The organism is Brevibacillus parabrevis, from assembly GCF_022701015.1.
Taxonomy (GTDB): domain Bacteria; phylum Bacillota; class Bacilli; order Brevibacillales; family Brevibacillaceae; genus Brevibacillus; species Brevibacillus parabrevis.
On the sequence record NZ_CP064090.1, the window covers coordinates 6,054,678 to 6,072,714 of the forward strand.

Annotated in this window: 21 protein-coding genes, 1 pseudogene and 1 riboswitch; of the genes and pseudogenes, 8 read left to right on the top strand and 14 right to left on the bottom strand. The window is 53.7% G+C overall.

Annotated features, from left to right (window positions below; all coding sequences use genetic code 11):
- Positions 1 to 70 precede the first annotated feature (70 nt).
- The gene (locus IRJ17_RS27880) at positions 71 to 691 is read right to left on the bottom strand and encodes a PilZ domain-containing protein (protein ID WP_063230480.1); all 621 of its coding nucleotides are present in this window, start codon (positions 689 to 691) and stop codon (positions 71 to 73) included.
- A gap of 118 nt (positions 692 to 809) precedes the next feature.
- On the opposite strand from IRJ17_RS27880, the gene IRJ17_RS27885 reads away from it, so the two are divergent.
- Complete coding sequence (locus IRJ17_RS27885) at positions 810 to 983, top strand: DUF5325 family protein (RefSeq protein WP_005830013.1); 174 nt, start codon at positions 810 to 812, stop codon at positions 981 to 983.
- An 11-nt stretch (positions 984 to 994) separates the two neighbouring features.
- Here IRJ17_RS27885 and IRJ17_RS27890 read toward each other — a convergent pair whose 3' ends face one another.
- On the bottom strand, positions 995 to 2,050 hold the full coding sequence (locus IRJ17_RS27890; RefSeq protein WP_242772608.1) for a tetraprenyl-beta-curcumene synthase family protein: 1,056 nt from the start codon (positions 2,048 to 2,050) through the stop codon (positions 995 to 997).
- Between the two features lie 436 nt (positions 2,051 to 2,486).
- Positions 2,487 to 3,404, bottom strand: a complete 918-nt coding sequence (locus IRJ17_RS27895) for a CvfB family protein (RefSeq protein WP_122966227.1) — start codon at positions 3,402 to 3,404, stop codon at positions 2,487 to 2,489.
- Positions 3,405 to 3,606: 202 nt separating this feature from the next.
- On the opposite strand from IRJ17_RS27895, the gene IRJ17_RS27900 reads away from it, so the two are divergent.
- Positions 3,607 to 4,386, top strand: coding sequence for an undecaprenyl-diphosphate phosphatase (locus tag IRJ17_RS27900; RefSeq protein ID WP_063230485.1), 780 nt, complete (start codon positions 3,607 to 3,609; stop codon positions 4,384 to 4,386).
- A gap of 40 nt (positions 4,387 to 4,426) precedes the next feature.
- Here the strand turns inward: IRJ17_RS27900 and IRJ17_RS27905 are convergent, their stop codons facing one another.
- Both IRJ17_RS27905 and IRJ17_RS27910 read right to left on the bottom strand, forming a co-directional pair.
- Positions 4,427 to 4,645 (bottom strand): hypothetical protein, encoded by a 219-nt coding sequence (locus IRJ17_RS27905; protein ID WP_229049826.1) that lies wholly within the window; start codon positions 4,643 to 4,645, stop codon positions 4,427 to 4,429.
- Positions 4,646 to 4,714: 69 nt separating this feature from the next.
- On the bottom strand, positions 4,715 to 5,053 hold the full coding sequence (locus tag IRJ17_RS27910; RefSeq protein WP_122966229.1) for a toprim domain-containing protein: 339 nt from the start codon (positions 5,051 to 5,053) through the stop codon (positions 4,715 to 4,717).
- A 157-nt stretch (positions 5,054 to 5,210) separates the two neighbouring features.
- On the opposite strand from IRJ17_RS27910, the gene IRJ17_RS27915 reads away from it, so the two are divergent.
- The 6 genes from IRJ17_RS27915 to IRJ17_RS27940 all read left to right on the top strand — a co-directional run bounded on the left by IRJ17_RS27915 (position 5,211) and on the right by IRJ17_RS27940 (position 10,581).
- Entirely contained in the window at positions 5,211 to 5,372 is a 162-nt protein-coding gene (locus IRJ17_RS27915) for a hypothetical protein (RefSeq protein ID WP_242772610.1), read from the top strand.
- A gap of 141 nt (positions 5,373 to 5,513) precedes the next feature.
- Positions 5,514 to 6,758, top strand: coding sequence for an MFS transporter (locus tag IRJ17_RS27920; RefSeq protein WP_122966230.1), 1,245 nt, complete (start codon positions 5,514 to 5,516; stop codon positions 6,756 to 6,758).
- 119 nt (positions 6,759 to 6,877) lie between these two features.
- A complete protein-coding gene (locus IRJ17_RS27925; protein WP_122966231.1) occupies positions 6,878 to 8,212 on the top strand; it encodes an ammonium transporter in 1,335 nt (444 codons plus the stop codon).
- A 79-nt stretch (positions 8,213 to 8,291) separates the two neighbouring features.
- The gene (locus IRJ17_RS27930) at positions 8,292 to 9,275 is read left to right on the top strand and encodes a DUF294 nucleotidyltransferase-like domain-containing protein (protein ID WP_173597189.1); all 984 of its coding nucleotides are present in this window, start codon (positions 8,292 to 8,294) and stop codon (positions 9,273 to 9,275) included.
- Positions 9,276 to 9,288: 13 nt separating this feature from the next.
- Positions 9,289 to 10,023 carry an exonuclease domain-containing protein gene (locus IRJ17_RS27935; protein ID WP_122966233.1) on the top strand — a complete coding sequence of 245 codons (735 nt, stop codon included), beginning with the start codon at positions 9,289 to 9,291 and terminating at the stop codon, positions 10,021 to 10,023.
- A gap of 42 nt (positions 10,024 to 10,065) precedes the next feature.
- A complete protein-coding gene (locus tag IRJ17_RS27940; protein WP_242772614.1) occupies positions 10,066 to 10,581 on the top strand; it encodes a GNAT family N-acetyltransferase in 516 nt (171 codons plus the stop codon).
- A 67-nt stretch (positions 10,582 to 10,648) separates the two neighbouring features.
- Here the strand turns inward: IRJ17_RS27940 and IRJ17_RS27945 are convergent, their stop codons facing one another.
- From IRJ17_RS27945 to IRJ17_RS27980, 9 genes and pseudogenes are all read right to left on the bottom strand, one after another.
- Positions 10,649 to 11,137, bottom strand: a complete 489-nt coding sequence (locus IRJ17_RS27945) for a YbaK/EbsC family protein (protein WP_242772616.1) — start codon at positions 11,135 to 11,137, stop codon at positions 10,649 to 10,651.
- Between the two features lie 21 nt (positions 11,138 to 11,158).
- On the bottom strand, positions 11,159 to 11,881 hold the full coding sequence (locus IRJ17_RS27950) for an MOSC domain-containing protein (protein ID WP_242772618.1): 723 nt from the start codon (positions 11,879 to 11,881) through the stop codon (positions 11,159 to 11,161).
- A 20-nt stretch (positions 11,882 to 11,901) separates the two neighbouring features.
- Entirely contained in the window at positions 11,902 to 12,699 is a 798-nt protein-coding gene (locus tag IRJ17_RS27955; protein WP_122966237.1) for an NAD kinase, read from the bottom strand.
- A 105-nt stretch (positions 12,700 to 12,804) separates the two neighbouring features.
- Positions 12,805 to 13,254: an NUDIX domain-containing protein gene (locus IRJ17_RS27960; protein WP_242772620.1), complete on the bottom strand. Its 450-nt coding sequence runs from the start codon at positions 13,252 to 13,254 to the stop codon at positions 12,805 to 12,807.
- A gap of 165 nt (positions 13,255 to 13,419) precedes the next feature.
- A complete protein-coding gene (locus IRJ17_RS27965) occupies positions 13,420 to 13,818 on the bottom strand; it encodes a YugN family protein (RefSeq protein WP_173597119.1) in 399 nt (132 codons plus the stop codon).
- A 144-nt stretch (positions 13,819 to 13,962) separates the two neighbouring features.
- Positions 13,963 to 14,907 (bottom strand): LSm family protein, encoded by a 945-nt coding sequence (locus IRJ17_RS27970; protein WP_217022476.1) that lies wholly within the window; start codon positions 14,905 to 14,907, stop codon positions 13,963 to 13,965.
- 78 nt (positions 14,908 to 14,985) lie between these two features.
- Positions 14,986 to 16,122 carry a glycine oxidase ThiO gene (gene thiO, locus IRJ17_RS27975; RefSeq protein WP_242772623.1) on the bottom strand — a complete coding sequence of 379 codons (1,137 nt, stop codon included), beginning with the start codon at positions 16,120 to 16,122 and terminating at the stop codon, positions 14,986 to 14,988.
- A gap of 127 nt (positions 16,123 to 16,249) precedes the next feature.
- Positions 16,250 to 16,366, bottom strand: a riboswitch (TPP riboswitch).
- A gap of 64 nt (positions 16,367 to 16,430) precedes the next feature.
- Complete coding sequence (locus IRJ17_RS28250) at positions 16,431 to 16,649, bottom strand: excisionase family DNA-binding protein (protein ID WP_307723370.1); 219 nt, start codon at positions 16,647 to 16,649, stop codon at positions 16,431 to 16,433.
- A 21-nt stretch (positions 16,650 to 16,670) separates the two neighbouring features.
- Positions 16,671 to 18,020, bottom strand: a pseudogene (locus tag IRJ17_RS27980) (glucose-6-phosphate isomerase); the annotation flags it as partial.
- Positions 18,021 to 18,037 lie beyond the last annotated feature (17 nt).

Consider the following 18,037-nt stretch of genomic DNA (forward strand, 5'->3'; position numbering starts at 1 on the left):
AGTAACGAATGGAAAGCCGTTGTCAATTGCAAAAAAAAAATTGGTCCCGCTGACCAATTCACGAAATGAGTTATTCGATTTTCACTTTTCGGCGCTCCTCAATCTGCCTGTGCAAAATGTATTTGCGCAAATTGTGGAAATGTCGCGCGTTGATCCCTTTGATCGTGCAGCCGTAAAAATAATGCGGCGCTTCAATCCGCTCATGAATAATTTGCAACTCGGAGATTACGACCCCATCCGGTCTGTTGCGCCCGTACAACTCAAAGGAAAAGACAAGCGCCTGCTCGACGGGAACAGGTTTGTCCGCCCGAAATGCCAGTCCGCCCAGGCTCAGGTTCACCAAATACACCATTTGGCTGTATACGGAAAAAAACGAATCCGGCTCTTGGGTCGGATATTGAATCCAGCCCTTCACTTCCATATCGAAGCGGGGATAGCGCCTGCGTTGCTCGCGAAACTCGCTGGCCGTTGGCGAATGGAACAAAAACAGCCGATTTTTGTCCCGCGCCACGACGACTGCTTCAAAGTTGCTGATGGTTTCATAATCAGCGGTCAACAGACATGGAATCTGATCACCGACCGTCACATCCAAGTGTTGGGGGAAGACCGCTTCGATTAAATCTCCTTCTTCGTATGTCACGTGGCCTTCCACCAATTGATTCCCTTTTCTAATTTGTATAATGCTTTCCATCTACGTTCTCCACCACTTCGTACAAAAATTTACTAGGTTTTCCGGAATCTTTCCCTGGATGCTTTTCGCGGAAAATAAGGTATAATGGGAACATTGACAGATAGGAGGTTACAAACCGATGAATCGTTATCAAATGGTAACACTGGCTTTGGCATTTTGCGTAACCGCCTGTCTCATCGGAGTTGGCATTTCCATCGGGGAAAAAAGCCCCCTCGGTATCCTTGGTTGTATCGTTGTTGCCTTCTCATTGATGGGATTTGGCTTTTCGTACAAGCGCAAGCATATGCGCTAACCTCTTCTCCGTTATCGCCGTACAAGCAGGCTGTTCACGTAAAACAGGGCAGAAGGCAACCCTTTTGCCTGTTTCAGCAGCTGTCTAGCGATGGTATATATGTGTGGCTGGCTGCGGTTTACTTTGCGATCTGCCAGATAAAATGCGACCAACCCGTCCACGATCATACGGTGAAATGCAGGATTTGGCAAGCGTTTAACGCTTGCCTTTGCTTGTTTTATGAAAAACTGCAAGCGCTCCGTCGCTACCTGCTCGGATTCGTAATAGCTGACAAAATTCAAATCTCCGCCCAGTCTGTCTTCTTCCAGATCGATCAAGTAATCAAGCAAAATATGTAATCCGCAGAGCCAAGGAAAATACGCTTCGCTGACTGCTTCGATTGTTTCCTCGTTTACCTTTTCATCTGTCGCTAGGCAAAACAAAGCGAAAATCCCGATCGTCGAGCCAGTGACCGCCGCAAATTCTTGCCATTGCAAATAACTGAAGCGTTCCTTGTGATCGTCCCACCAATCGAGCAACGCTTTCTCACGCAAATGCTGCGCGATATGTTTGTGCACCTGCAAATCGCTGTACAGACAGGAGAAGGTCAGTACCTTGGATTGAATTTTGCTGTAAGCAGGCAGTTTGGCCGCATAACGTTGACAGGTTTGCACCAAATCCGCCAAAAAGCCGCCATCATTCTTGTCTTCCCGATATAAATAGTAGTCCCGCAGAGGCGCGCCAGGCGTCAATGCATCCTGCATGGAATAATGCAGCTGGCGAAAGTCCTCGGGGTCTAGTGACGTGCTTCGATCACACAAATTGTCCAAGTAGTCGCTGATCGTCTGATAAGCTACGATCAACGGCACAATCGTCTCCACGTAAGGAATGACCTGTGCGGCGTACACACATCCACCCTGACAGTGAAACTTTTTGGAGTTCATGCTGTCTTGCGCCTGTTTTCCCAGCTCAGGATTCGGAATGGCCTGCGCTTTTCGGTACCAAGCCGCAAACTCCCGCTCCAGAACAGGTTGAACGTGACGATAGACCCGGTATAGTAACTGCCATGGATTGCGTAGTTCGCTCACATGCTTCCCTCCCCAAACAACAATAGAAATATCTTACCACATTTGCATCCTCACTCCAAAAGTCACCCTTGCCATATCCTCGTCTTCTTTTTGCTTTTCTATGAAGGGAATGGATGAACTTTTTTTGTCTGAAAGCAAACGGAGGAAGCATGACAGCGCGAACTGACAATGCAGCAGCTTAACGCACAAAAGCACAGCGCTTTGAGCGACCCTCTTTTTCTAAATAGATAGATAATTGCGTCAGGCAATCCGCCTGCCTACTCTTCCACTCACCTACGTTGCCTTTCCTATTTTACTATATTTTTCAATGGGAATTTGCAGTTTTTTTAGTCAAGTGTTACAATTCTTTCCATTCTCTCGCCACAATAACAAAAAACCCTCTCTTGCGCTTGGCTTCGGCTTGAAGCAGTGTGCGCACCTGAGAGGGTTTGCTTTATTAATCTTCCTCGTGACGAACGATTTTCGTCCACCCGTCTACTTGTTCCACCCGGCGCTCTTTCATGAGCTTGCCAAGCGCACGTTTGAAGCTGGATTTGCTCATCTGGAACTTTTCGCGGATGATATCCGGCTCCGTACTGTCTGTATAAGGCATGGCTCCGTCCCGATTGATCAAATAGCGCAGCAGCTTGTCGGCATCTTCGCCGTACTGCACTTCTTTGCGTTCCTTCATGGAACCGTTCAGCCTGCCGTCTTCGCGCACATAACTGATGCGGCTGGTCACAGTCTGGCCCAAACGGAGTCGGCCAACCATCTCATCGCGGTGAATGAACAAAATATGCTCGTCCTCCGTCAGCAAAAACGCGCCTGCCGCTATGACTTTGTAGACCGTGCCTTCCACCTGCTTGTTCAGCATCTCTGCTCCTGCCATGGCGGCAATTTTGGTTACTTCATTTTCTGTCACAGGCTTGGCAAGCAGACGTCCGAGCTTGTCCTGTTTCAACGTAACGAGAATCTGATCCCGCGGGCGCGGCCACTCATCGCTCAGCTTGGGCAGGTCGTCGACGAACAGAAGCAAATCTTTTTTGATCCCGTTATCGAGGAAAACTCCCATGCGCGGGGAAATGTCCACAACTTCCAGCCAGCCATACTCGCCCATGCCGACATACGGCATATCCATCGTCGCGGCCAATCGATTCTCGTGGTCGTGGTACAAAAACACTTCCACCTCATCGTCCAAATGCAACCGTTCGTGCGCTTCCTTTTCGTGCAGGAAAACTTCGTCGTCGCCCGCGCGAAGGAAATAGCCGATCTCGGTCTTTCGCGCCACCTTCATTTCCAGTGTCATGCCCGCCTGCAAATTGCCAGTAGCAGCAGTAGCAACCTTCTGCGGCTCGCGTTTTGTCTTTTTGTACATGCTTCTTTCTTCCTCACTCTCTTCCTATATGCACACTAACTATACCCATCCCGGCCAGGAAAATACCACTACTTTTTTCTCGCGGGAACAAAGCTTCCGCCTAAAAAAAGGCAAGTCTCGTCTTCGCGAACATACATATGACAGTAAGACACGGCTTGTACCCCGGTTTCATTTTGCCAACAGACAGGAGTGACCGCTATCCATGCTCGTACTTCTTGAACATATTTTTCTCGGGATTGTTCAGGGCTTGACTGAATTTTTGCCGATCTCCAGCACAGGCCACCTCGTCTTGTTCCGAAAGCTGTTTGGCATGCAGGAGGTCGGGCTGCTTTTTGACACGATGCTCCATTTCGGCACGCTGATCGCTGTCGTCATCGTGTTTTGGCCGCAAATCCGCTATATCGTCTTGAACCCGTTGTCCAAGCTGACCAAGCTGCTCGTGGTCGGAACGATCCCGACTGCGGCGATTGGCCTGTTGTTCGAGGACTATTTTGAAGAAATTTCCCGCAGCGGAATCACCATCGGCTGGGAGTTTCTCGCGACAGGGGCGATTCTTTGGGCTGTAGAGTCCATGCGGCGCGGTCAGCGAAAGTTTGACGACATCAGCTATGCGGATGCCTTGATCATCGGCACTCTGCAAGGAGCGGCGATTCTTCCCGCCATCTCCCGTTCCGGACTGACGATAGCCGGAGCGCTCATGCGCGGGATTGATCGGGCTGACGCTGCCCGCTTTTCCTTTTTGATTTCCTTGCCAGCCATCCTCGGGGCATGTGTGCTGCAAACAGCCAAGCTGGCGGCGGCGCCACTCCATACCGCCCTCCTGATCCCGATGCTCGTCGGAACAATCTGCGCCGGACTAGCCGGGTACGTCGCCATTCGCTGGATGCTGAAAATCATCAGCACAGGCTCGATGAAAGGCTTTGCCGTTTACGTCTGGGTACTGGGGGCACTGATTTTGGCGATGCAATATCTCGGCTGGTGAAGCCAAAAGGAAAAAAGCCGGCTGCGCCATAGCCGGCTTTTTATCTGCTCTCTTCCTTGTCAGGATAACGACTGGCGATCAGTTTGCCTACCAAAAGAATAATCCCGTAAAAAGCGGTCGCCAAAAGGGAAGTTGCCAGCCACGTAGCTGTTCCCAAGGCGAGATAAAGCAGCGCATGAGCGATAAAAATACCCACAAGCCATACCAGGATGTTCATCCTGTTCAAAAACGTCATCAAGCCGCGCAAGTGTCTTTGCACCTCCACCAATCCATTTACTACTGTTATAGCCGATGGAGGGAGGTTTTATCCCCTGATCTCTGTACCAGATCAAGGAGCCGGCACGATCACGGCAAATCCGGCCCGTTCCAATATTTCCGCCAGAACAGGAAGTGGCGTGTCTGCCACTTCCCGGTACATTTTCGGAGTATGCAGATGTCCGGCGTGCGGGAAGTCTTCGGATAAGCTCGCCCGCAATTTTTTTCCGCTGTCATCTTCATCTGTAAACAAATACACTTCTTCCGCCGATTCTGCCTGGGCCAGAAGCTGTTCGCCTTTCTCCTGACTGTAGGAGCCAAACGTGCAAAAGATGGTCACAGGCTCGGCCAGTACGCGAAGCAATCGCTCCTTGTCTGTCTTCCCCTCCACGATGATGACACACTTCCCCATGCCATCCCCTCCTTTATCACTCAAGCATTTTCTTTCTATAGTATACCTTGCGCCTTTAGGAAAGACAGTCGCCCTGCGGGAAAATGTGGGGCGAGTAGTTATGCCGCAAGCTAGACATCGTAAATAAAGAAGCCACGTTATGAAGGGGGAACACGCGATGTCCAAATTCAAAAGCGCGAAAAACTTGAACCAAAAAGGATTGGCTGTCAGCGGACTGACCAGCAGCACGGTGGCGGATGATACGCATACCGAAAACAACCAAGGCTCTTCCCAGCAACACAATCAGCACAATCGCGAAGACAACACCACACAAGGGTAACGGTGTAACGGCTTCTTCCACAGAAGCCGTTTTTCCATGCGTCCACGTTTGCCAAAAAAAGCCCACCCGCTGGCTCCTTTACTTTCCTGCTCCGCCTTGCTACGCTAAGATCAAAACTTTCTGATTACGGAGCGATTACTTGTGGACCCATCGGCATCATTATGGAAGAATCCGTCTTTTTTGAAGCTGTGGCTGGCGCAATTGACTGCGAACATCGGCGACCAATGCTACAGTTTTGCTTTGCTCTGGTACTTGCTGCAAGCGACCAAGTCAGGGACGGCGCTCAGCTTGCTGGCCATACCGGAAATGGTGGCCGGACTGCTTTTTTACCTGATCGGCGGCGTGCTGGCTGATCGGTACAATCCGCGCCTGCTGATGGTCGGAGCCGACGTCGCCCGTATTTTTGTGGCGATCGGAGTTGGCATCATGGCCGCCATGGGCATCGAGCAGTTTTCCTTTTTTCTGGTCGCGCAATTTTTACTCGGCTTGTTCTCCAGCCTGTTTCAACCAGCCCGCACTGTCGCGCTGAAAACCGTCGTGTCACTCGAACAGCTTGGACGCGCGAATGCCATCCTGGACACGACTTTTCGCACCGTTCGGATCGCAGCGCCGATGACAATCGGACTTATCGCTTCCATCGTTCCGCTTTCCGCCCTGTTTTTTGTCAACGCTACGAGCTACTTGCTGTCTGTCGTTTTCTTGTATGCGATTCGCGTCTCTTTGACCGATACGCGGAACGGTCCGGCTGCCAAAATGACTCCCGGACAGTATGTGCGCGATATTGCCACAGGCGTGCGAGAGTTGAAAAAAAGCCGGATGTTGTTCCTGATTTTGCTGTTTAGCAACATGGGCTTTCTCGTCTGGCAAGTTTGCTACAGCGTCGGCTTTCCTTTTCTGGCCGAGCGCATGCAACAAGGCAACGGCAGTACGCTCGCGATGCTGATGGGCTTTTACGGGGTGGGCAATCTGCTCGGCAGCCTCTACATGTCCCGTGCGTACTACACGAAGTACCTGCTTGTCATCATGATCGGCTGGACGTTGCAAGCTGGCGGGTTCATGCTGCTCGCCGCTGGCGGGGCGATGCACTGGGTCGCTTTTCTCGGAGCCGCAGTAGCCGGGGTCGGCGGACCGTTTATCGGCATCCCGACCGTCACGGCCATTCAGGTCAAGGCGGGAGCGAGTACAGGAAAAATTTTCTCGATCAACATGCTTTTCTTTACCTTTTTCTCCATGCTGTCCAGCAGTCTCGGGGCCATATGGCTTGGCAGCTGGCCCGTTGAACAACTGTTTTTCGCGAGCAGCCTGTTCCTCGTCGTCATGTCTGCTGCAGGCTTTGCCATCATCAAACGAACATCCCGTGAGCAACACCAATCCGCTTCGCTATGAATGCGCGATTGGTGTTTTTCTTTGTGAAAAAACAATTGCATTTCCAATTTTCACGTCATATAATCTGACATAAATAAAAAATGATGTTAGATTATCTAACACTAAAAGGAGTGGAATGAATGGAACCGACTCTCACTGAACTCTCGTCCGCCATTGATGCCACATGGGTCATGATCTCAGCCATCCTCGTCATTCTCATGCAGGTAGGTTTCGCCCTGCTTGAGGCTGGCTCGACCCGGATGAAAAACGCAGGCCATGTGGCAGGCAAAACCGTCCTCACCTTCGGCATTTGCTCCCTTGCTTTTTGGGCATTCGGCTTTGGCCTGACTTTTGGAGACGGCAATTCTTTTATCGGTCTAACGGGCTTCTTCTTCGACGGCTTGCAAAAAGACGCCTTCTCCGCTTTTTCCGCCGCTTCGGTTCCCATTTCCATTCTCTTTCTGTTTCAACTGGCCTTCGCCGCGGTTTCGCTGGCAATCGCCTGGGGCGGTTTCGCCGAACGAGCCAAGCTGTCCGTTTACTTTATTTTCAGCGTCTTGTTTACCGTCCTCATCTATCCGGTCGTCGGTCACTGGGTATGGGGCGGAGGCTGGCTCGCACAGCTCGGGATGCAAGACTTCGCTGGCTCGACGGTTGTCCATCTGCAAGGAGCCATCGTCGCGCTCGTCGCTACCGTGCTGTTGAAGCCGCGCATCGGCAAGTACAATCGCGACGGCAGCTCCAATCTGATCCCCGGCCATAACCAGGTTTACTCCGTGCTCGGCGTCCTGTTTCTGTGGATCGGCTGGTTCGGCTTCAATGCCGGCTCCACGCTGGGCAGCACTTCCGGATTTTTCGGTTACATCGCCGTCACTACCAATCTCGCTACCGCCGCAGGTGCAGTAGCCGCGCTCGCCATCTCGTGGATCGTCATGGGCAAAGCCGACATCCCGAGCATGCTGAACGGCGTGCTGGCTGCTCTCGTCGCCATTACGGCTTCTTGCGCCTTCGTCGATCCTTGGGCTGCTGTTGTCATCGGAGCTGTGTCAGGTATTCTCACATTTTATACATCCATCTGGTTTGATCGCCTGGGCGTTGACGATCCGGTCTTTGCCTTCTCCGTTCACGGTGTGGCAGGGATTTGGGGAACTTTGTCCACTGGGTTGTTCGCGACGCCGGAGCTTGCAGAAAAAGTCGGCGTCGGCGGTGCCGGACTGTTTTACGGCGGAGGCTTGCACCAATTGGGCGTACAGGCGCTCGGCCTCGCCGGTTCCATGGCTTACGTCTTTGTGGTAGCTTATGTGATTTTGTCTGTTTTGAAAGCGACAATCGGGCTTCGAGTCACAGAAGAAGAAGAGGTGGTTGGTCTTGACCTTAGCGAACACGGGGGATACGGTTATCCCGAACTACTGCAACCTGAGCGCATGCGCCCGGCAGCATCCCACCAAAGCAGCACCTCTCACACTCTCACCTGAGCAAATCGAGCGGATTAGACAGGTTAATTCCTTTGCTGAGCTTGCGCTGATTCGGCAGGAATTGTTGGACCCGTCTCCTATGCGCGACTTGAACCGGGCTGGCGAGATGGCTCCCTTTTCCATTGTCGTCAATTTGATTCACGACAACCTGATTCGCCAAGGCGTTCTGCTCGCTGTCGATTCCTTGGCGAAAAGGGGGCTTGGCACCCCGCCTGTGCCGTTTGCCTTTTTGCAATTCGGCAGCGGCGGGCGATTCGAGCAAGCCATCATCAGCGATCAGGACAACGGGCTTGTCTACGATCTGCCCGATCACCTCGACGAACAAGAGATTGAGGCCGTTCACGGCTATTTTCAACTGCTGGCAGCCGCTGTCGTCTCCGGCTTGGAGGAAGCGGGCTATCCGCCTTGCCAGGGCAACGTAACATGCCTTTCCCCCAGATGGCGCGGCAGTGTCGCTCAATGGGTCGACCAGTTGGACCGCTGGATCTCGCATCCCGTCTGGGAAAATGCCCGCTATCTGCTACTGGCAAGCGACGTGCGCGTGCTGTACGGGGAATCCGCTATTTTCACCCCGGTATTGGACCGATTCAGGCAGCTTTTGGCTGGCAATACGTTTTTGTTGGATCGGCTGGTCAGCAACACGTTGCACTACCGGGTGCCGCTTGGTCTGTTCGGGCGCGTCCTGCCTGAAGTCACTGGCCGTTTTCGCGGAGCCGTCAACATCAAATACGGCATCTATTTGCCGATCGTCAACTGCGTGCGGCATTTCGCCCTGGCGCACGGCATCTTCGCCAGCTCGACGCTGGAGAGGCTGGGCCAACTGGCGGAAAAAGGCGTGTGGAGCAAAAGCTTTTGCGACGAAGTAGCGGCACATTTTCGGCTGATCCAGGGACTGCGCCTGATCGCCTTTCTCCATTGGGAGGACGGTCTGTATACGAGCAACAGCTACATCAAGCTGAGCAAGCTTTCCCCCGATTCAGCCGTATCGATGCGCGAGGCGATGAAGCTGGCTATCCGCCTGCAAAAAATGACGGCCAAACTCCCGTCCAGCTTCAAAGGATAGGGGGGAGACGCGCTTGGCAAAATGGGATTTCATCGGCCGCCTGTGGAACATGAATCGCGGCATGACAGGCGTACCGGGCGACTGGAAGTGGGGGCTTGGCGAGGACGACAAGCAGCATCAAGCGTACTTGCGCTCCATCTCCAAGGAAGCCAGGCGTGTCGATTCCAGCGAAAACATACCGCTTGCCGATTTGGAGGTAGTGGTGGTCGATCTGGAAACGACGGGCTTTTACCCGGACCACGGAGACGCGATCATCTCGATTGGCGCGGTCGCCATGCGCGGCGAGAAGCTGCTGCTTGGAGATTCGTTTTACACGCTCGTCAATCCCGGGCGGACGATCCCGCCACACGTCAGCTCGCTGACCGGAATCTCCGACGAAATGACCGCAGACGCCCCGGAGCTTCTGGAGGCGTTGTCGCGGTTTTTCCGCTTCGTCGGAGATCGTCCGCTCGTCGCCCATCACTCCCGCCACGAACGCGAATTTTTCCGGTCGGCCCTGTGGAAAACGAGTCGGCGTCCGTTGACACACCGGATGCTGGACACGATGCTGCTCATTCGCCTGTTGAGCAACCCGATCGGCAACGGATCGCTGGATGCCCTCTGCGCCCTGCACGACATCCCGATCTCCCGCAGGCACCATGCCTATTGTGACGCCGTAGCTTGCGGGACGCTCTGGGCGACGTATTTGACAAAAGCACAAAAAGCCGGATACACGAGTCTCCGGGAGGTATATGAAGCTTTGCGCTAGAATGTGACTTTTATCGTTTGGATCTCAAAGGAGACGGTTCCCATGTTGCACATCAGAGACGCTGTTTTGGGCGATTTGCCTTCCATGCTACGCATCTACAATCATGCGATCACTCACCTGGTCGCGACATTCGACTTGGAGCCACAGACCATTGCCCAGCGCGAAGTCTGGTTTCACAAGCACAACAAAAACCATCCTTTGATCGTCGCCGAATGGGAGCAAGAAGTCGTCGGCTACTGCTGCCTTTCCACTTTTCGCGAAAAACCCGCTTACAACAAAACGGTCGAGCTGTCCGTCTACATCGATGCAGAACAGCGGGGACGCGGCATCGGAACGGCCCTGCTGAGTGAAATCTTGCAGCGGGCAGAACAACTGGGCTACCATACCGTCATTAGCGGAATTGTCGGCGGCAATGAAGCGAGCGTCAAACTGCATGAAAAATTCGGCTTCACGCTTGCCGGAAGATTTCAAGAAGTAGGCTTCAAATTCGGCGAGTGGCACGACGTTTATTTTTACCAGCTACTGCTTGGGCAAGAACATTCCTCGCTCAGTCGTTAACAGGCTCGAAACAAGAAAAAGGAAGCTTGCGAGAGCTTCCTTTTTTCACGCTTATCTACGCTACTGGCTACGGAGCTTGCGGGGCCTGCGCCACATCTGCTTCGACGGCATTGGTCATCGCCAGCAACGCCTCATACGTGACTGGCAAAAGCGACTCGGCGATGCCAGCGGCGGTATAGACGACAGGGAAGCGCCGCAGCGAAGTGTCCACGATTACAGGCACTTCTTGCTCCAACGCAAAGGGACAGACAGCCCCGACACGATAGCCCGTCACCTTTTCGACTTCCTCCATGGAAGCCATTTTCGCTTTTCCCGAACCGAGCGCAGCTTTCACCTGCTTCGGGTGTATCTTGACATCGCCTGCCGCGACAAAAAGCGCAAACTGGTCGCCGGAGCGAAACAGGATCGACTTGGCGATTTGTCCTACCTCGCTGCCCAACGCTTCTGCGGCCGCTTCCGATGTAGGAAGAGGCTGTTCATACACAATCGGCTCCAGTTGCGGATCGTACCGTTTGACAAATGCGCGAACTCTCTCCAAGGGGCTTGTCTCTTGCATAGCTGCTCTCCTCCTTGCACACTACTCTTCCAGCACGTACACATCGTCACCGCAGGATACCGTGCCTGTCTCCACCACGGAAGCGTATACTCCGAAGTGATTGTCGTGGCGCTTCACGCATGCCTTCAATACTTCCGGGGTCCTCTGCAGCGTATCCGGGTCAATGTTTACGTACACACAACGCACGCAATGCATCGTTACTTGCAGCGTAACATCGTTGATTTTCAATTTTTTTCCTATCCATTTATCTTCTGCAAACGGCTCGTCGCCATCCAGCACAACGATCAGATTGCCGCGAAAGCGTCTCGGGTCAACCCATTCGCTGCCGATCTGGCGGGCAATCTCGCGCAAGGAAGCGTCTGTCACCAGCAAAATATGTTCTTCCCAGTCCTGCTTGCCCTCCGAAGGAATGCTGCGCAAAGGCGTAACGGGCCGTTTGGCGGTGTCCGCTACATGGGAAAAAAGCGATTCCCCCCACTCGTGAACGCTGCCGTCGCTCGCTACGACTCGCACCTGCGGATACTCTTCCTCGCTCTGTTTTGCCTCCATGGTTGCAGAATAGCCAATAAGAGCTGGAACTTTGTCTGCGCCCAAAAATTTTCCGGGCCGTGTATCATCCCAAAAGCGATACACGCGATCCCCGTACAGCCCAAAAGCATCGATCTCGGTTGATGTAAGTAGTTCCCCGCGCATTGCCTTCACAGGATGGCGATAGATGCTTTGCAATGCTCCTACCTTTTTCATGCAACCCTCTCCCTCTCTATCTAGCCTTTGATAAACGAGTTGCGTACCCTGCCCCAAAAGGTCAGGCGCTTGTAGCGCGCAAATTTCACTTTGCCCTGGCCCACGCGGCAAGTAATGGAACGGACACCTGTCCACACGCCTTGCTCGCGATCCAGCCCGATCATGATCTCCGGGTTCATGACAATCAGCTCTACTTCATGATGCTTGGGCAAAACAAGCGAGCTGTTGATCGTCCGGTATGCCTGGTTGTTGATCGAGGCGATCTCCGAAAGCTGAATGGCCTCAATCGACGGATGCACAATCGCCCCGTCTACAGCCTTGTTGTATGCCGTGCTGCCTGACGGCGAAGAGACGATCAAGCCGTCTCCGCGAAACGTCTCCAGCTCATCGCCGTTAATGTAGACGCAAGCAACCAGCGTCGACAAAGACGCATTGCGCAAGACAACTTCATTCAGCGCCCATTTATCGTATTGCTTGCCATCAGCGGTTTCAATCCGGCATTGAACGGTCGGATATTCAGAAATCGCTGGCTGGGCATGCAACAATCTGTCAACAAATTCATCCAGCTCCTCCGGCCGCCAGTCCGCATAAAATCCGAGGTGGCCTGTATGAATCCCGACGTAAGCCGGCTCCATCCCGTATTGGTGAACGGCTTCCAGCAGTGTTCCATCTCCGCCGATCGAGAGCACCATATCCGGCTCCTCATCGGTTCCATTCACAAAAGTATACGAGCTGCCAGCCTCCTTCAGCTTTTCCTTGAGCAAATTCTCTACTTCCCGTGTATAATCGTCATTTCGCAGTACAGTCGCAATCTTCATGCTGGTCTGCCCTCACTTTTATCCTTCGAAGCGGTCAAGTACGCTTGTTTGTTGATCTCACTATACCACATGAAAAAAGGAGATGCATGGAAACCGAAATGGATTTTACCAGCGTTCTTCCTGGAACGATCCCGCGCGAAATTCTTCCAGTCGCTTGCGCGTTGACGGGGTCATATCCGCAGGGAGCTGATCCCATAAAAAGTAGCGCATCTCCCTGACTTCATTCCCATCTGCCCCTCCGGCTTCCGAGCGTGCGGCGCTGGCATGAAACAAGGCGATGTGGTCCCTTTTGCCTTCACGCTCGCTGTAATACAAGTGGCAGAGCTTGAGCTTGGTCACAGTCAGGCCGCATTCTTCCCTAAGCTCTCTGCGCGCTGCGTTCCAAAACGTCTCGCCTTTTTCCACTCCGCCGCCTGGTAAATACCAGCCTGAAACATATGTATGCCGAATCAGCAAGACGCCCTTTTGCTCGTCGTCTACGATGAGCCGCACCCCGAGAGTTAACGGCTTGCGTACCTTCCAATACCATTTTGCCATTGCATGGTACCACGCCATGCCATCGCCTCCTGTCAGAACGTCTTTGTCACGGTTTCTCCCTTATCATTCTGTTTACAGGAAATGCTTCCCTGCCCACTCGCCATGTATCAGGCCAGTCAGACAAAAGCAGTCACGACGCTGCCCCAAGCAAAGAAAAAGCGGGCCTCATGCAAGGCCCACCCGTCATCCAAGGCGATTTTCCAGCTCTTTCACGATTGCCTCCGCCTTGCGAATCCATCTCGGGTCAATGTCGGCATCCTTGTCGATCGGCTGCTGAAACTGGTTCATCACTGCCGAAGCGACAGGCGCGTAGTACCCGATATCTTCTTCTACCCCTGTGTTGTACACGTGCCGCAACACAAACGGCTCGCCAAGCTCCAGCCACGCATCCGGGCTGTCCAGCTCCCCTTGCAAAACTTTTACAGGCAAGCGAAGGTAGACCATGTTTTGATCATCCAGCGTCCGGTCAAAAAAGCCTTGCTCATAGTCCCAGTTAGCCAGCGTAAAATGCGGCTCAAGCGACTCGCGAAAGTAGCCGAACGTCGCCTTCGTTCCGGGGAGACTGCTCTGTATTTTTTTCATCTGGTAATCCTCCTGCCTTCGTCACATTTTATGGATAGTGTGCGACAAAAGGGCAGGTTGTACTCGCACAGCCGTGCTCTTCAAACGCACAACAAGCCCCGCTGCCAATCATCCGCTGGCAAAGAGGCTTGCATGCTCCCGATTTTAGAGCAGGGCGATCGTAAGCAATGTAAACAAAGCGAGTGGAATGATTCTTTTGCCTCTGCGGCAAGGACGACGGCGCCTTCTTTTCGGCACGACAACCGCAGCCGGAGGAACTGGCGGTGGCGGTGGTGGCGGCGGAAACGGATACCATGGCTGCGGCGGGAAAGGCGGATAAGGGCTCATGTACGGGTTGAATCCGCCGTACGGACTAAAGAATGGATTGCCGTCCGGGAACGGCTGCATCTGGCCATACGGAAAGCTCGGGCTGCCGAACGGGCTGACTTGACCAAACGGCTGACTCGGACTGCCAAACGGACTCACTTGGCCGTACGGTTGGCTCGGACTGCCAAATGGTCTCATCTGGCCGTACGGTTGACTCGGGCTGCCGAACGGACTCACTTGGCCAAACGGTTGACCCGGACTGCCAAACGGAGCCATTTGACCGTACGGTTGACCCGGGCTGCCAAACGGACTCACCTGACCAAACGGTTGACCTGGACTGCCAAACGGAGTCATCGGAGCGTAAGGATAGCAGTCATCGGCGTACGGACTGACTTGCCCCCCTGGAGGTCGCCGATTTGGCTGGCTGCTGCTGCTAAACGGACTGACATCGCCGTACGGCTGATAGCCGCCGTAGGGGAGATACCCTCCGTAAGGATTCCAATCCTGATGCATTCCCCAGTCGCCGGGCGATTTCCGGCTGGCTACCTCTTCGATTTCATATTCATAGTCGTTTTCTTCCGCATCCGGGTCGTCCACTTCGACGTATACATTCTGATCGTCAAAATCCACGATCACGCCTTCAAAAATCTGGCCGTCTATCGCTTCAATGCGCACTTTTTTCTCGACGTGTTCTTTGCATATGTTGTGCACATTTTCGCGCATATCCTTGATCAGACTGACCGTCTGGACGTCAGCCTGGTACAGGTTTTTTTCATCCTGCATGGAAACTCCTCCCCTTCTGGTGCTCTTTATTACCATATACATGTGCCCATGGGGAGGTGTTCCGGTTTGCAGGCAAGACTAGCCCATTTTATGTGCGCTGACGTTTTCTTCTGTTACGAAGCGCACAGGCAAGAACGGGGCGAGCTGCTCCCGCTCTCCTTTTTCCAGATAGTCCGCCATCCACTTCGCTGTGGCGGGCGAGAGCAAAATGCCGTTGCGGAAGTGCCCTCCGGCAATCGACAGCTCTTCCCATCCAGGTACAGGCCCAAGCAATGGCTTGCCATCCGCCGTAGCTGGCCGCAATCCGCCCCACGCCTCCAGAAAAGCGGCTGAATGCAAGGCCGGAACGTACGGCATGACCCCGTTCAGGATGCTGGCTAACCCCGCCATCGTCACTTCGCGCTGAAAGCCGCTCTCGTCTTCTGTTGCGCCAAGCACGATTTTGCCGTCTTTTTTCGGCGTCACATATCCCGTCGTGCCAAAAATGACGGTGCGCAGCGGAATGCCGACAGAGGAAACAGCGGCAATCTGACCGCGAACCGGACGCACCGGAACCGACACCCCCAGCAAGTCCAGCATGACACCTGCCCACGCTCCCGAAGTGATCACCGTATGCGCGGCGCGCAACGGCCCGAGCGAGCTGTCCACGCCAACTACTTTCCCGCCTTTTACCGCGATGCCGCTCACGACACAGCCGGAATGCAGCACAACTCCTTGCAGCTTGCACGCTGTCACCAAAGCGCGAAGCAACATGCGATTGTTGATGTGCCCCTCGTACGGGGAGTAAATCGCTGCCTGCGCTTTGTCTGTCAACAGCGGCTCCACCTCCGCCAATTGCTGCCTTTCCGTCAAAAAGTGCACGCTATGCCCCGCGTCCTTTTGCCAGCGAAATTTCTCTGCCAACTGTGCTTGCTCGCCATCGTCGAGCGCGACCGTGAGCAGCCCCTCCAGGCTGAGCTGTACATCGCCCCCGGTAAACTCCTCCAGCTCTTGCGCCCACTGCGGATAATAAGCCAGCGACGCCATGCCGAAATCGAGCATGGGACCGGGCGCTGTAAACTCCTTCAACGGCGCGAGCATGCCCGCTGCTGCCGAGGACGCCTGTCCGCCCCATTCTCCTTGCTCAACCAACGTGACGCCCATCCCTCTGCGTGACAATTCATACGCCAGACTTAAACCGATAACTCCTCCACCCACTATGAGACAATCGCCCACGTTTTTCTCTCCTCGCTGTTGTGATCTCTCTCCTGATCCAAGTTGAACAGGGCAACATACAAAAAGCCCACCCGTTCCCAAGCAGGAAAAGGTGGGCTTCATACGCCGTATAGCCAAAGAAAAAAGCGCTGTTCGCCGGCAACCGTATCCCTGCGCCGGCATGATCCGGATCAGGTGCAATGGGTCGACGGTCGTATGCTTCCATCCTCTCAGCCCCGCGTGAAGGACTCCCCAAGTTGCTTCTTTACATATTCATTTCACCAACCAAGTATAGTCCTCCTGGCCGCCAGTGACAAGATGCTATACGCTCAATCCTCGTCTTTTACATCGTAGCTCTCCGGAACCGTCTCATGGCGCGCTGCCTCCTCGAACTCGCGGAGCTTGCGCATTTCTTCCATATGATGGTTGAACTGTTCCTTGTTGATGACGTACTCGTAGCCGTCGTGCAGAGCGCGAATCTTGCCCTGGTGAATCTTTTCCAAAATAAACGTTTCCGGAAGCTCCAAGTACGCTGCTGTCTCTTCCACGGTCAAATATGTCTTGTTATCGCGCAATCTTGCCTCCAATTCCGCTTTCTGCTGCTCGAATCCAGGTTTGCCCAAAAGGGCGAACATGTTGGCCTTGTACGCCTCCACCCCGGGCTGGTCAAACGGATTGACGCCCAATAAATAGCCGCTGATTCCGCACGCCTTTTCAAAAAAGTAGATCAAGGCCCCGAGGTGATACGCTGTCGCCTCTGGCATCTCGACAAGCAGGTTCGGCACGCCGCCATCCACGTGGGCGAGCACCGTCCCTTCGAAAGCCTTTTTATTGACAAATCCCATCCGCTTGCCGGACAAAAAGTTCAGTCCGTCCACATCAAGCGGGTCTTCTTCTACCGTGACATCGATGGCTGGCTTGTTTACGGTTACCACTGTCTCGAACAAGTGTCGCATGCCGTCCTGTATGTACTGCCCCAAGGAATGCAAGTCTGTGGAAAATTCGGCAGCGGCGGGAAAAATTCCTTTTCCATCCTTGCCTTCCGACTCCCCGAAAAGCTGTTTCCACCATTCGGCGAAAAACCGGAACTGCGGCTCGTAGCTGACCAGAAGCTCCACCGTTTTGCCTTTGCGGTACAGGGCGTTGCGAATCGCCGCATACTGGTAGCACGGATTTTCGGCCAAATCCATGACCATGTACCGCTCGCTCGCATCTTGCGCTCCTTTCATCAGGGCATCCATGTCGGCGCCGCTCACGGCGATCGGCAATAGTCCGACTGCTGTCAGGACAGAAAAACGCCCGCCGATGTCATCGGGAATGACAAAGCTCTCGTAGCCCTCATCTTCCGCAAGCTTTTTCAAGGCCCCCCGCGCTTTGTCCGTCGTAATGTAAATTCGCTTCTTCGCCTGCTCGCGGCCGTACTTGTTTTCCAGCCAATTGCGCAACAGCCGAAAAGCTATAGCAGGCTCTGTCGTCGTGCCCGATTTGGAGATGACGTTGATGGAGACGTCTTTGCCTTCCAACACGTCCATCAGATGAGAGATATACACCGGACTAATATTGTTGCCGACAAAATAAATTTCCGGCGATCGCCGCTTCGACTTCGGCAGCAAGTTGTAAAAGCTGTGGCCCAATACGTCCAGTACAGCTTTCGCTCCTAAATATGAACCCCCGATTCCAATTACCAAAAGCACATCTGAGTCAGCCTGGATACGTGCCGCCGCCTGGCGAATCCGCTCATACTCGACGCGGTCGTATTTGTTCGGCCAATCTACCCAGCCAAGATAGTCTCTGCCTGGACCCGTTCTTTTGTGCAACATTTCATGCGCCTGCCCGATTGCTGGCGCAAGCTGCTCCCATTCATGCTGTCTCACAAAGCCGCGTGCATTGGAATAATCAAATCGAATCGCTTGGTTCATGGCTCCCCTCCCAAGGA

What these genes read in the sequence shown, in the direction of transcription:
- IRJ17_RS27880 (WP_063230480.1), bottom strand. Translation starts at nt 691, where the DNA reads ATGGAAAGCATTATACAAATTAGAAAAGGGAATCAATTGGTGGAAGGC.
- IRJ17_RS27885 (WP_005830013.1), top strand. Translation starts at nt 810, where the DNA reads ATGAATCGTTATCAAATGGTAACACTGGCTTTGGCATTTTGCGTAACC.
- IRJ17_RS27895 (WP_122966227.1), bottom strand. Translation starts at nt 3,404, where the DNA reads ATGTACAAAAAGACAAAACGCGAGCCGCAGAAGGTTGCTACTGCTGCT.
- IRJ17_RS27900 (WP_063230485.1), top strand. Translation starts at nt 3,607, where the DNA reads ATGCTCGTACTTCTTGAACATATTTTTCTCGGGATTGTTCAGGGCTTG.
- IRJ17_RS27910 (WP_122966229.1), bottom strand. Translation starts at nt 5,053, where the DNA reads ATGGGGAAGTGTGTCATCATCGTGGAGGGGAAGACAGACAAGGAGCGA.
- IRJ17_RS27915 (WP_242772610.1), top strand. Translation starts at nt 5,211, where the DNA reads ATGTCCAAATTCAAAAGCGCGAAAAACTTGAACCAAAAAGGATTGGCT.
- IRJ17_RS27925 (WP_122966231.1), top strand. Translation starts at nt 6,878, where the DNA reads ATGGAACCGACTCTCACTGAACTCTCGTCCGCCATTGATGCCACATGG.
- IRJ17_RS27930 (WP_173597189.1), top strand. Translation starts at nt 8,292, where the DNA reads ATGCGCGACTTGAACCGGGCTGGCGAGATGGCTCCCTTTTCCATTGTC.
- IRJ17_RS27940 (WP_242772614.1), top strand. Translation starts at nt 10,066, where the DNA reads ATGTTGCACATCAGAGACGCTGTTTTGGGCGATTTGCCTTCCATGCTA.
- IRJ17_RS27945 (WP_242772616.1), bottom strand. Translation starts at nt 11,137, where the DNA reads ATGCAAGAGACAAGCCCCTTGGAGAGAGTTCGCGCATTTGTCAAACGG.
- IRJ17_RS27950 (WP_242772618.1), bottom strand. Translation starts at nt 11,881, where the DNA reads ATGAAAAAGGTAGGAGCATTGCAAAGCATCTATCGCCATCCTGTGAAG.
- IRJ17_RS27955 (WP_122966237.1), bottom strand. Translation starts at nt 12,699, where the DNA reads ATGAAGATTGCGACTGTACTGCGAAATGACGATTATACACGGGAAGTA.
- IRJ17_RS27960 (WP_242772620.1), bottom strand. Translation starts at nt 13,254, where the DNA reads ATGGCGTGGTACCATGCAATGGCAAAATGGTATTGGAAGGTACGCAAG.
- IRJ17_RS27965 (WP_173597119.1), bottom strand. Translation starts at nt 13,818, where the DNA reads ATGAAAAAAATACAGAGCAGTCTCCCCGGAACGAAGGCGACGTTCGGC.
- IRJ17_RS27970 (WP_217022476.1), bottom strand. Translation starts at nt 14,907, where the DNA reads ATGCAGGATGAAAAAAACCTGTACCAGGCTGACGTCCAGACGGTCAGT.